The organism is Pseudomonas sp. Z1-12, from assembly GCF_051132015.1.
Classification (GTDB): domain Bacteria; phylum Pseudomonadota; class Gammaproteobacteria; order Pseudomonadales; family Pseudomonadaceae; genus Aquipseudomonas; species Aquipseudomonas zanjanensis.
Genome location: NZ_CP071647.1, coordinates 4,750,249 through 4,762,865, shown reverse-complemented (window position 1 = coordinate 4,762,865; position 12,617 = coordinate 4,750,249). Strand labels below are relative to the sequence as shown.

At 57.1% G+C, this 12,617-nt stretch carries 8 protein-coding genes, 2 tRNA genes and 3 rRNA genes; 8 read left to right on the top strand and 5 right to left on the bottom strand.

Annotation, left to right across the window (positions count from 1 at the left end; genetic code table 11):
- Window positions 1-174: 174 nt before the first annotated feature.
- From J3P85_RS20395 to rrf, 5 genes are all read left to right on the top strand, one after another.
- Window positions 175-1,711: ribosomal RNA gene (locus J3P85_RS20395) — 16S ribosomal RNA — on the top strand.
- A 123-nt stretch (window positions 1,712-1,834) separates the two neighbouring features.
- Window positions 1,835-1,911 (top strand) — tRNA-Ile (locus J3P85_RS20390).
- A gap of 10 nt (window positions 1,912-1,921) precedes the next feature.
- Window positions 1,922-1,997, top strand: a tRNA-Ala gene (locus J3P85_RS20385).
- A gap of 242 nt (window positions 1,998-2,239) precedes the next feature.
- A 23S ribosomal RNA gene (locus J3P85_RS20380) occupies window positions 2,240-5,131 on the top strand.
- A gap of 157 nt (window positions 5,132-5,288) precedes the next feature.
- Window positions 5,289-5,404 (top strand): 5S ribosomal RNA (gene rrf, locus J3P85_RS20375).
- The 16S, 23S and 5S rRNA genes sit together here with 2 tRNA genes alongside, the layout of an rRNA operon.
- Before the next feature lie 117 nt (window positions 5,405-5,521).
- Here the strand turns inward: rrf and J3P85_RS20370 are convergent.
- Window positions 5,522-5,923: a lysozyme inhibitor LprI family protein gene (locus J3P85_RS20370; RefSeq protein ID WP_434703223.1), complete on the bottom strand. Its 402-nt coding sequence runs from the start codon at window positions 5,921-5,923 to the stop codon at window positions 5,522-5,524.
- Window positions 5,924-6,076: 153 nt separating this feature from the next.
- On the opposite strand from J3P85_RS20370, the gene J3P85_RS20365 reads away from it, so the two are divergent.
- Window positions 6,077-6,535 carry an SRPBCC family protein gene (locus J3P85_RS20365; protein ID WP_186710398.1) on the top strand — a complete coding sequence of 153 codons (459 nt, stop codon included), beginning with the start codon at window positions 6,077-6,079 and terminating at the stop codon, window positions 6,533-6,535.
- A gap of 479 nt (window positions 6,536-7,014) precedes the next feature.
- Here the strand turns inward: J3P85_RS20365 and J3P85_RS20360 are convergent, their stop codons facing one another.
- Window positions 7,015-7,962: an AraC family transcriptional regulator N-terminal domain-containing protein gene (locus J3P85_RS20360; protein ID WP_434703221.1), complete on the bottom strand. Its 948-nt coding sequence runs from the start codon at window positions 7,960-7,962 to the stop codon at window positions 7,015-7,017.
- A 203-nt stretch (window positions 7,963-8,165) separates the two neighbouring features.
- Between J3P85_RS20360 and J3P85_RS20355 the strand changes: the two genes are divergently transcribed.
- On the top strand, window positions 8,166-8,903 hold the full coding sequence (locus J3P85_RS20355; RefSeq protein ID WP_434703219.1) for an SDR family oxidoreductase: 738 nt from the start codon (window positions 8,166-8,168) through the stop codon (window positions 8,901-8,903).
- Window positions 8,904-9,089: 186 nt separating this feature from the next.
- Here J3P85_RS20355 and inhA read toward each other — a convergent pair whose 3' ends face one another.
- The gene (inhA, locus tag J3P85_RS20350; protein WP_434703217.1) at window positions 9,090-9,776 is read right to left on the bottom strand and encodes an isonitrile hydratase; all 687 of its coding nucleotides are present in this window, start codon (window positions 9,774-9,776) and stop codon (window positions 9,090-9,092) included.
- Window positions 9,777-9,875: 99 nt separating this feature from the next.
- On the opposite strand from inhA, the gene J3P85_RS20345 reads away from it, so the two are divergent.
- A complete protein-coding gene (locus J3P85_RS20345; RefSeq protein ID WP_434703216.1) occupies window positions 9,876-10,868 on the top strand; it encodes a GlxA family transcriptional regulator in 993 nt (330 codons plus the stop codon).
- Here J3P85_RS20345 and J3P85_RS20340 read toward each other — a convergent pair.
- Window positions 10,837-11,739, bottom strand: a complete 903-nt coding sequence (locus J3P85_RS20340; RefSeq protein WP_434703215.1) for an alpha/beta fold hydrolase — start codon at window positions 11,737-11,739, stop codon at window positions 10,837-10,839. The two genes, J3P85_RS20345 and J3P85_RS20340, sit on opposite strands and share 32 nt — an antisense overlap.
- Window positions 11,740-11,767: 28 nt before the next feature.
- Window positions 11,768-12,145, bottom strand: a complete 378-nt coding sequence (locus J3P85_RS20335; RefSeq protein WP_434703214.1) for a hypothetical protein — start codon at window positions 12,143-12,145, stop codon at window positions 11,768-11,770.
- Window positions 12,146-12,617: the final 472 nt, after the last annotated feature.

Here is a 12,617-nt window from a genome sequence, read left to right as displayed (position 1 = left end):
AGACTCAGCCAACCGCTCTTTAACAACTGAATCAAGCAATTCGTGTGGGTGCTTGTGGAGTCAGACTGCTAGTCAACAGATTATCAGCATCACAAGTTACTCCGCGAGAAATCAAAGATGTAACCAACGATTGCTGAGCCAAGTTTAGGGTTTTCTCAAAACCCAAAGATGTTTGAACTGAAGAGTTTGATCATGGCTCAGATTGAACGCTGGCGGCAGGCCTAACACATGCAAGTCGAGCGGTAGAGAGGTGCTTGCACCTCTTGAGAGCGGCGGACGGGTGAGTAATGCCTAGGAATCTGCCTGGTAGTGGGGGATAACGCTCGGAAACGGACGCTAATACCGCATACGTCCTACGGGAGAAAGCAGGGGACCTTCGGGCCTTGCGCTATCAGATGAGCCTAGGTCGGATTAGCTAGTTGGTGGGGTAATGGCTCACCAAGGCGACGATCCGTAACTGGTCTGAGAGGATGATCAGTCACACTGGAACTGAGACACGGTCCAGACTCCTACGGGAGGCAGCAGTGGGGAATATTGGACAATGGGCGAAAGCCTGATCCAGCCATGCCGCGTGTGTGAAGAAGGTCTTCGGATTGTAAAGCACTTTAAGTTGGGAGGAAGGGCATTAACCTAATACGTTAGTGTTTTGACGTTACCGACAGAATAAGCACCGGCTAACTCTGTGCCAGCAGCCGCGGTAATACAGAGGGTGCAAGCGTTAATCGGAATTACTGGGCGTAAAGCGCGCGTAGGTGGTTCGTTAAGTTGGATGTGAAAGCCCCGGGCTCAACCTGGGAACTGCATTCAAAACTGTCGAGCTAGAGTATGGTAGAGGGTGGTGGAATTTCCTGTGTAGCGGTGAAATGCGTAGATATAGGAAGGAACACCAGTGGCGAAGGCGACCACCTGGACTGATACTGACACTGAGGTGCGAAAGCGTGGGGAGCAAACAGGATTAGATACCCTGGTAGTCCACGCCGTAAACGATGTCAACTAGCCGTTGGGAGCCTTGAGCTCTTAGTGGCGCAGCTAACGCATTAAGTTGACCGCCTGGGGAGTACGGCCGCAAGGTTAAAACTCAAATGAATTGACGGGGGCCCGCACAAGCGGTGGAGCATGTGGTTTAATTCGAAGCAACGCGAAGAACCTTACCAGGCCTTGACATCCAATGAACTTTCCAGAGATGGATTGGTGCCTTCGGGAACATTGAGACAGGTGCTGCATGGCTGTCGTCAGCTCGTGTCGTGAGATGTTGGGTTAAGTCCCGTAACGAGCGCAACCCTTGTCCTTAGTTACCAGCACGTAATGGTGGGCACTCTAAGGAGACTGCCGGTGACAAACCGGAGGAAGGTGGGGATGACGTCAAGTCATCATGGCCCTTACGGCCTGGGCTACACACGTGCTACAATGGTCGGTACAGAGGGTTGCCAAGCCGCGAGGTGGAGCTAATCCCACAAAACCGATCGTAGTCCGGATCGCAGTCTGCAACTCGACTGCGTGAAGTCGGAATCGCTAGTAATCGCGAATCAGAATGTCGCGGTGAATACGTTCCCGGGCCTTGTACACACCGCCCGTCACACCATGGGAGTGGGTTGCACCAGAAGTAGCTAGTCTAACCTTCGGGAGGACGGTTACCACGGTGTGATTCATGACTGGGGTGAAGTCGTAACAAGGTAGCCGTAGGGGAACCTGCGGCTGGATCACCTCCTTAATCGACGACTGCAGCTGCTCCATGAGCTCCCACACGAATTGCTTGATTCATTGAAGAAGACGATAGAAGCAGCTTCAAGCTCCAAGCTGACAGCTCACAGCTAACAGTTACAAGCTCGAAATTGGGTCTGTAGCTCAGTTGGTTAGAGCGCACCCCTGATAAGGGTGAGGTCGGCAGTTCGAATCTGCCCAGACCCACCAATTTTGTTATGGGGCCATAGCTCAGCTGGGAGAGCGCCTGCCTTGCACGCAGGAGGTCAGCGGTTCGATCCCGCTTGGCTCCACCATAAACTGCTTCTGAAAGCTTAGAAATGAGCATTCCATCAAGGTGATGGTGAATGTTGATTTCTAGTCTTTTGATTAGATCGTTCTTTAAAAATTTGGGTATGTGATAGAAAGATAGACTGAACGTTACTTTCACTGGTAACGGATCAGGCTAAGGTAAAATTTGTGAGTTCTCTTAGTTGAGAAATTCGAATTTTCGGCGAATGTCGTCTTCACAGTATAACCAGATTGCTTGGGGTTATATGGTCAAGTGAAGAAGCGCATACGGTGGATGCCTTGGCAGTCAGAGGCGATGAAAGACGTGGTAGCCTGCGAAAAGCTTCGGGGAGTCGGCAAACAGACTTTGATCCGGAGATGTCTGAATGGGGGAACCCAGCCATCATAAGATGGTTATCTTGTACTGAATACATAGGTGCAAGAGGCGAACCAGGGGAACTGAAACATCTAAGTACCCTGAGGAAAAGAAATCAACCGAGATTCCCTTAGTAGTGGCGAGCGAACGGGGACTAGCCCTTAAGCTTCTTTGATTTTAGCGGAACGCTCTGGAAAGTGCGGCCATAGTGGGTGATAGCCCTGTACGCGAAAGGATCTTAGAAGTGAAATCGAGTAGGACGGAGCACGAGAAACTTTGTCTGAATATGGGGGGACCATCCTCCAAGGCTAAATACTACTGACTGACCGATAGTGAACTAGTACCGTGAGGGAAAGGCGAAAAGAACCCCGGAGAGGGGAGTGAAATAGATCCTGAAACCGTATGCGTACAAGCAGTGGGAGCCCACTTTGTTGGGTGACTGCGTACCTTTTGTATAATGGGTCAGCGACTTATTTTCAGTGGCGAGCTTAACCGAATAGGGGAGGCGTAGCGAAAGCGAGTCTTAATAGGGCGTCTAGTCGCTGGGAATAGACCCGAAACCGGGCGATCTATCCATGGGCAGGTTGAAGGTTGGGTAACACTAACTGGAGGACCGAACCGACTACCGTTGAAAAGTTAGCGGATGACCTGTGGATCGGAGTGAAAGGCTAATCAAGCTCGGAGATAGCTGGTTCTCCTCGAAAGCTATTTAGGTAGCGCCTCATGTATCACTGTAGGGGGTAGAGCACTGTTTCGGCTAGGGGGTCATCCCGACTTACCAAACCGATGCAAACTCCGAATACCTACAAGTGCCGAGCATGGGAGACACACGGCGGGTGCTAACGTCCGTCGTGAAAAGGGAAACAACCCAGACCGTCAGCTAAGGTCCCAAAGTTATGGTTAAGTGGGAAACGATGTGGGAAGGCTTAGACAGCTAGGAGGTTGGCTTAGAAGCAGCCACCCTTTAAAGAAAGCGTAATAGCTCACTAGTCGAGTCGGCCTGCGCGGAAGATGTAACGGGGCTCAAACCATACACCGAAGCTACGGGTATCACGTAAGTGATGCGGTAGAGGAGCGTTCTGTAAGCCTGTGAAGGTGAGTTGAGAAGCTTGCTGGAGGTATCAGAAGTGCGAATGCTGACATGAGTAACGACAATGGGTGTGAAAAACACCCACGCCGAAAGACCAAGGTTTCCTGCGCAACGTTAATCGACGCAGGGTTAGTCGGTCCCTAAGGCGAGGCTGAAAAGCGTAGTCGATGGAAAACAGGTTAATATTCCTGTACTTCTGGTTATTGCGATGGAGGGACGGAGAAGGCTAGGCCAGCTTGGCGTTGGTTGTCCAAGTTTAAGGTGGTAGGCTGGAATCTTAGGTAAATCCGGGATTCTAAGGCCGAGAGCTGATGACGAGTTACCCTCTGGGTGACGAAGTGGTTGATGCCATGCTTCCAAGAAAAGCTTCTAAGCTTCAGGTAACCAGGAACCGTACCCCAAACCGACACAGGTGGTTGGGTAGAGAATACCAAGGCGCTTGAGAGAACTCGGGTGAAGGAACTAGGCAAAATGGCACCGTAACTTCGGGAGAAGGTGCGCCGGTGAGGGTGAAGCACTTGCTGCGTAAGCCCACGCCGGTCGAAGATACCAGGCCGCTGCGACTGTTTATTAAAAACACAGCACTCTGCAAACACGAAAGTGGACGTATAGGGTGTGACGCCTGCCCGGTGCCGGAAGGTTAATTGATGGGGTTAGCTAACGCGAAGCTCTTGATCGAAGCCCCGGTAAACGGCGGCCGTAACTATAACGGTCCTAAGGTAGCGAAATTCCTTGTCGGGTAAGTTCCGACCTGCACGAATGGCGTAACGATGGCGGCGCTGTCTCCACCCGAGACTCAGTGAAATTGAAATCGCTGTGAAGATGCAGTGTATCCGCGGCTAGACGGAAAGACCCCGTGAACCTTTACTATAGCTTTGCACTGGACTTTGAATTTGCTTGTGTAGGATAGGTGGGAGGCTTTGAAGCGTGGACGCCAGTCTGCGTGGAGCCATCCTTGAAATACCACCCTGGCAACTTTGAGGTTCTAACTCAGGTCCGTTATCCGGATCGAGGACAGTGTATGGTGGGTAGTTTGACTGGGGCGGTCTCCTCCTAAAGAGTAACGGAGGAGTACGAAGGTGCGCTCAGACCGGTCGGAAATCGGTCGTAGAGTATAAAGGCAAAAGCGCGCTTGACTGCGAGACAGACACGTCGAGCAGGTACGAAAGTAGGTCTTAGTGATCCGGTGGTTCTGTATGGAAGGGCCATCGCTCAACGGATAAAAGGTACTCCGGGGATAACAGGCTGATACCGCCCAAGAGTTCATATCGACGGCGGTGTTTGGCACCTCGATGTCGGCTCATCACATCCTGGGGCTGAAGCCGGTCCCAAGGGTATGGCTGTTCGCCATTTAAAGTGGTACGCGAGCTGGGTTTAGAACGTCGTGAGACAGTTCGGTCCCTATCTGCCGTGGACGTTTGAGATTTGAGAGGGGCTGCTCCTAGTACGAGAGGACCGGAGTGGACGAACCTCTGGTGTTCCGGTTGTCACGCCAGTGGCATTGCCGGGTAGCTATGTTCGGGAAAGATAACCGCTGAAAGCATCTAAGCGGGAAACTTGCCTCAAGATGAGATCTCACTGGGACCTTGAGTCCCCTGAAGGGCCGTCGAAGACTACGACGTTGATAGGCAGGGTGTGTAAGCGCTGTGAGGCGTTGAGCTAACCTGTACTAATTGCCCGTGAGGCTTGACCATATAACACCCAAGCAATTTGCTGACTCGAAAGAGCACCAGATTGCGGTGTGTGAAGACGAAACGAACCGAAAGTTCGAATCTCACAAAACACCAAAAGCTGTCACATACCCAATTTGCTGAAGCGCGGCCATCAGGCCACGACTCAGTACCCGAATTTCTTGACGACCATAGAGCATTGGAACCACCTGATCCCATCCCGAACTCAGCAGTGAAACGATGCATCGCCGATGGTAGTGTGGGGTTTCCCCATGTGAGAGTAGGTCATCGTCAAGATTAAATTCCGAAACCCCTATCTGCTGATGCAGGTAGGGGTTTTGTTTTGCTCGCGATAAAAGCGCTGATCAAAAAAAAGGATGACCTGCAGAGGTCATCCTTTTTACTTCCTGGCTATCAAGCCTCGGGTACGGGGCAGCTCAGATCCCCCTCCTTGCACTTGAGATAGGTCTTGAATGCCTCGACCCGGGCTTTGGTCTGGGCGGTGATGCAATTGTCATAGATCAGCGGATAGACGCTGCCGCCCTCGACGCCAGAGGCGGAGAATTCACATTCGGCGTCACGGAAGCCTATCCAGGCACGCTGTGCCTTGACCAGCATGTTCTTGGCGTTGGGATCGTCCTTCAGGCGTGCGGTGATCTGCTTGTACAAGCTGTTCAGCTCGCTGTCGGCGACCTTGCTTTCCTGGGCTGCGCACTGGTTCATTTCGCCTTGGGTGATGGCGTTGGCGCAGTCGTCGGCCTGGGCGACGGCGACAAAAAGCAACGGTGTCAGGGCCAGAAGCCAGCGTGGGGACATGTCGGGTCTCTCCTTGAGGGGTGGAAAACGCCGGGGTAGTTTACAACGCTCCATACAGTTTTAACGTCGGCAGCGCTAAACAACTCCCTGATACAACTTTCCGGTTGGCCTTGTGGTCTTACAAGCCTAGTGTTGAAACACAGGAGGTGACACATGCATTCATCCGACCGCATTGAACGAAAGATCCTGCTCAAGGCCCCGCGTTCCCAAGTCTGGCGCGCCCTGGCCAATGCCGAAGCCTTCGGCCAGTGGTTTGGTGTCGCTCTTGAGGGGAAACGGTTTGTGGCAGGTGAGCGTACCCAGGGGCAAATCACTTACCCAGGTTACGAGCACCTCATCTGGGACGTCGCGGTGGAGCGGGTGGAACCCGAGCGAGTGTTCTCGTTTCGCTGGCATCCTTACGCAGTCGAACCGCAGGTGGATTATTCAAAAGAATCTGAAACCCGAGTGTTATTCGAACTTGAAGACATGGATGGCGGTACTTTGCTCAAAGTCGTGGAGTCGGGTTTCAACAACATCCCAGAGGCTCGCCGACTCAAGGCTTTTCGCATGGACAGCCGTGGCTGGGATGAGCAAATGGCCAATATTGAAACCTTCCTGAACAAGGCTTGAGATCGAACGGCTGGTGGCGCTAAGGGTTTTCGGAAGGGCAGGTATAGCGAATGTCTTACACGAGATGGTAGCTATGTCGTCTATTTCGTTTTGGATCCGAGGCGTAATCTGGACTCATCCACTGAAGCACAGGAAGTGCTCAGGATCAGGGACGATCGACCATGCAAGGATTAGCTATCGACAGGGAGTCGTAATGGTCTTGGAAAAACCCGCTTCGGCGGGTTTTTTTTGTCTGCTGGAAAGTGTCAAAGGGTTCTATAGCGAAACGCTTACACGGCGTTGCTGCTTTCTCGTCTTTTCCCAGGACACCGGCAGGCCTAATCTATATCCATCCACTGGGTACAGGGAGTGCTCAGGGTCATGGATGATTGGACCAGGCATGGAATGCCGGACAGGGAGTCAAATTGGTCCTCAAAAAACCCGCTTAGGCGGGTTTTTTTTCGTCTGTGAAAAAGTAGCCTGATGTGCCAAACGCAGGGTCAAGCCCCACTGGCTTGCAGCGCCTGGGCACGCAAACGAGCGATGTCCTTGCTCGGCGAGGCGCCAAATAAGCGGCTGTATTCGCGGCTGAACTGCGAAGGACTTTCATACCCCATCTTGTAGCCGATTGACGAAACATCGCTGCTCTCCGCCAACAACAACCGGCGGGCCTCTTGCAGGCGCAGCTGTTTCTGATATTGCAGCGGGCTCATGGCGGTCACGGCCTTGAAGCGGTGATGCAGGGCCGAAGGGCTGAGGTTGATCATTTGTGCCAGGCTGTCGATGCTCAGCGGCTCGGCGTAATGGCTATTGAGCCACTCGATGGCGCGACTGATGCGATGGGTCTGGGTGTCGGGAATGGCGATATCGTGCAAGCGCCGGCCTTGGGCGCCACGCAGCAGCCGGTAGAAAATCTCCTGTTGGGCCAGCGGCGCGAGCGTGGCGATATCGTCCGGGCTGTCCAGCAGCCGCAGCAAGCGCAACACCGCGTCCAGCAATGGCGCATCGATGCGATCGAGGAACAACCCACGTCCGGTTCTTTCGGCCGGCACGCCGATGGGACTGGCGTCGGCAATCAGGCGACAGATCTGTGCCGGATCGATGTCGAGGCGGATGCACAGGTAGGGGCGTTCGGGACTGGCTTCGATCACCTGGCCGGCCAACGGCAGGGTCACCGAGACGACGAGGTAATTGAGCGGGTCATACACGTAGCGTTCGTCCGCCAGGCGCACTTCCTTGCGCCCCTCGACAATCACGCACAAACCAGGTTTGTGCACGGTGTGCAGGGCTTCGGTTGGCTCGTCGCTGCGGATCAGGTGCAAGGCCTCGATGGCCGTGGGATGGACGCCGAAGTCCGGAGCGAAGCGCATCATCAGGCTCGCCAGTTCGGCGCGACGCTGATTGACGTCGTCGTCTGACGCCATGTGGATGGACGTGGATACCGACATGCCGATCAATCTCCCAGGCCAAATGAGTGGACCGCGCTAGTAAAACCGATTGCGCGGTTGCCGGCCAGAGTCGGATTTATCGCTACAGGATCGTGCAAGTGCGCAGGAGGATCCGACTAACCCAGGCAAAGGTCGGTTGCCTAATCTGGACCTGTCAAAACGCTCCCGCCCGGGGGCCAACACGTCCAGACGAGGAAACCATCATGTCCGATATTCAAGATAAAGTCGTGGTCATCACCGGCGCCAGCAGCGGGATTGGTGAAGCGGCGGCGCGGTTGCTCGCGGCTCGCGGTGCTCGTGTCGTACTGGGCGCCCGGCGCATCAACCGCTTGCAGGCGCTGGTGCAGGAACTCGAAGCCGCCGGCCAGCAGGCGGCCTGCAAGGCTGTGGACGTTACCCGCCGTGAGGATGTCCAGGATCTGATCGACTTTGCTGTCGAACGGTTCGGTAGGGTCGATGTGATTATCAACAATGCCGGTGTCATGCCGCTTTCCAAGCTCGAAGCGCTGAAAGTCGAAGAGTGGGACCGCATGATCGACGTCAATATCCGTGGCGTGCTTCACGGCATCGCCGCCGGCCTGCCACTGATGCAACGCCAGCGTAGCGGGCAGTTCATCAACATCGCATCCATCGGTGCCTACGCCGTCAGCCCGACGGCCGCTGTGTATTGCGCCACCAAGTACGCCGTGCGGGCGATTTCCGAGGGTTTGCGCCAGGAAGTCGGAGGTGATGTGCGCGTGACGGTGATTTCCCCCGGCGTGACCGAGTCGGAACTGGCCGAGAGCATTTCCGATGAAGGGGGGCGTGCCGAAATGCGTGAGTTTCGCAAGATCTCCATTCCGGCCGAAGCCATCGCCCGGGCAATCGCCTATGCCGTCGAACAACCGGCGGATGTGGATGTCAGCGAACTGATTGTGCGGCCCACTGCCAGTCCGTTCTGAGTTGAGTTGAACCGACAAGGAAACCCTTTGTGGCGAGGGAGCTTGCTTCCGCTGGGTTGCGAAGCGACCCCAAGATTTTGCGACTGCTGCGCAGTCGAGCGGGAGCAAGCTCCCTCGCCACAATGGGAATGCCTCAAGGTTGTGTTCAACCCGACATCGTCTGTGGGTCGGCGTTGGGGCTTATCGTTACGCCAGTTCCAACCGCGCCGCAGCACGCTGGGTGATTTGCGCGCGCACCCGGAACGACTCGGCCGCACGCCGTTGGGCTTCTTCCAGGACGCGCGTCGGCGCGGTGTCCGGGCTGCCGGCGGTAAACGGCGGGGCAGGGGCGTATTCGAGCTGCAGCTGGACCAGCTCGGCGGTGTCCTGGTCGAACAGTTCGGCCGCCAGGGTCAGGGCAAAATCGATCCCGGCCGTGATGCCGCCACCGGTGAGCAGGTTGCCGTCGCGGACCACGCGGTCCTTGACCGGCGTCGCGCCCAGGGTTTGCAACAGGCTGTGATAGGCCCAGTGAGTGGTGGCGCGCTTGCCTTGCAACAGGCCTGCCGCACCGAGCACCAACGCACCGGTGCACACCGAGGTGATGTATTTCGCGTCGGCGGCTTGCCGCTTGATGAAGGCCAGCGTCTGCTCGTCTTCCATCAGCGGCCCGACGCCGGTCCCGCCGGGGACGCAGATCACATCGAGCTTCGGGCAGTCCTCGAACGTGGTGGTGGGCAGCAGTACCAGCCCGGTGCTCGCGGTGACCGGGGCCAGGTCCTTCCAGATCAGGTGGACCTTCACATCTGGCAACGAGGCCAATACGTCATAAGGGCCGGTCAGGTCCAACTGCTGGACTTGGGGGAATAACAGCAAACCGATCTGCAACGTCATGTCGCGTTCTCCTTTGGATGATGCCCGAGGGGTGGACGGTTTTACTTTAGATCCGTAGGCTCTGGCGTATACGCCAATAAGCCCACGAATCACGCCAATATGCCTAACCCACCGAAAACCGTTCATGTCCTGGCCTTCGCCAACGTGCAAGTGCTGGATGTCACCGGGCCCTTGCAGGTGTTTGCCTCGGCCAACGATTTGGCTCGCCAGCAAGGCCTGCCGCTGCCCTACACGCCGACGGTCATCGCTGTGGGGGGCGGGGCGGTGATGTCCTCGGCGGGGTTGGCGCTGATGGCCGAGCCGCTGCCGAGCGAGGGCAGCGATACGTTGCTGATTGCCGGTGGCTGGGGCGTGTACGACGCGGCGAAGGACCCGGCGCTGGTGGCCTGGGTCAAGGCGCACGGCCTGCGTTCGCGAAGGGTGGCGTCGGTGTGCACCGGCGCGTTCCTGCTGGCCGCCAGCGGTTGGCTGGACGGACGGCGCGTGGTGACGCACTGGACCCGCTGCGAGCAATTGGCCGAGCAACATCCGCAATTGCGGGTCGAACCCAACCCGATTTTTATCAACGACGGTCCGGTCTGGACATCGGCCGGGGTGACGGCCGGCATCGACCTGGCCCTGGCGCTGGTCGAGGAGGACTTGGGCCGCGCGGTGGCGCTGGAGGTCGCCCGGCAACTGGTGGTGTTCCTCAAGCGTCCTGGCGGGCAATCGCAGTTCAGCGTGACGTTGTCGCTGCAAAAACAGGGCAGTCGTTTCGATGACCTGCATGCCTGGATCGCCGAAAACCTCACCCGTGACCTTGGCCTGTCGAGCCTGGCCGCCGAGGTGGGCATGAGCGAGCGCAGCTTTGTGCGTCACTACCGCGCCGACACCGGCCAGACTCCGGCGCGGGCCGTCGAGTTGATTCGCGTGGAAACCGCTCGCCGTTTGTTGTCCGACACCGCAGTGTCAATCAAACGGGTGGCGGTGCAATGTGGCTTTGGCAGCGAAGAAACCTTGCGCCGAAGTTTCCTACGGGCCATGGGCGTGACGCCCCAGGCCTATCGCGAGCGGTTCGCCGTCAGCCCTCAAGCAGATCCAGCAACGCCTTGAGCGTGGCCTCGGGAGCTTCCTGGGGAATGTTGTGGCCGACACCGGCGAGCACTCGGCGCTCATAAAAACCGCGGAAATGCTCGGCATCTTCATCGTGCTTCGGCGCGGGCCCCACGCCATCATCGGCACCGCACAGTGAAATGCTCGGCACGCTGATGGCCGGTTGCGCCGTCAGTTTTTCCTCCATCCACTCCAGCGTCGGATCGCCCGGTGCGTACATGAAGCGATGGCGGTAGGAGTGGATCACCACGTCGACGAAGTCCGGGTTGTCGAACGACGCGGCGCTGAGGGGGTACAGTTCGGCGCCACGTTTCCAGGTCGGCGACCACAGGCGCCAAAGCAAGCCACACAGCTCGCGCCGGTTCTGAGTCAGGCCCTCGACACCCCGGGCCGTGTGGAAGTAGTACTGGTACCACAGCCGATGTTCGGTTTCCGGATCCAGCGGTTGCCTGGAGCGCGGAATGTCCTGCAGGTTGTAGCCATCGCCGGTCACCAGGCAGCGCACGCGCTCGGGCCACAGCGCCGCGACGATACACGCCGCCCGACCGCCCCAGTCGTAGCCACACAGCGCCGCTTGGGGGATGGAGAGTGCGTCCATCAGGTCCAACAGGTCCTGGGCCAGGGCGGCTTGCTGGCCGGAGCGCAGGATGGCCGGGTTGTTGAAACGGGTCGGGCCGTAGCCGCGCAGGTAAGGCACGACGACCCGATAGCCATGCTGGGCCAGGGCCGGCGCGACTTCATCGAACGCCCTGGGATCGTAAGGAAAACCGTGCAGCAGGATGATCGGATCGCCGTTGGCGGGACCGTGTTCTTCGTAGGCAATGCGCAGCAACGGCGTGACGGCGAAGTTGATCCTGGGCTCAAGGTTCATGTCGGCCTCCGGCAGTGTGCGGTTGTGTTCAGGCAGGTTCCTGGTTGACGTATTTGGCCCGATCCGGCGTGAACGTCACAATCATGTTCGTGCTGGAACAGGTCAGGGTGCGCTCCTGGGTCAGGTCGATGTCCAGGTCTTCACCGCGCAGGCCCTGCCATTGGGCGAGGTATTTGAGGCAACCGAATTTTTCGTTTTTCTTCAGGCTGCGGCTGACGCCACCTTTCCACCCCAGCACCGGCAACTCCCCGGCCAGACAGCGTTGCGCCAGTTCGGGAAACTTCGCCGAACGTTCGCGGCCGATTTCCCAGCACTTGATCAAGCCCCGGTCGTGGCCTTCCCAGAGGTCTTCGCGGGTCAGGCCTGTTCGGGGTGGGGTGGTGATGGGGCGTTTGATATGGGTCATGTCGGGTCCTTGAGTCGGGTTTTTATCGGGCAGCTCCGCTGCACCCGTGAGAGCGTCGATCTTAGGAGGGGTTGGCGGGGCTGGCAACTCGAAACGGGGTGTAACGCTAAATGGGTGACTTGCGGTGATTGCTTCTGTGGCGAGGGAGCTTGCTCCCGCTGGGTTGCGAAGCGACCCCATACCAGACGCTGGTTTTTTGGAGGCTGGAAGATTTTTGCGCCTGCTGCGCAGTCGAGCGGGAGCAAGCTCCCTCGCCACGGTGGTGCGGTGTTCCTACAAAAAAATAGGCGAACCGGAATTTTCTGACGAGTCGCGTCGGTTGCCGGTTCGGAAGGGGCGGGGATAGGCTCTGTTCGTCGCTGCAAAATCAGCGACCGGGTTTGGTCACCCGTCCAATGTCAGGCGCACACGCGCCAACCTCAGCATGTCGGCGCTTTTTTGTGTGCTTGTCGGTATGCTTTGCGGTGGGCTG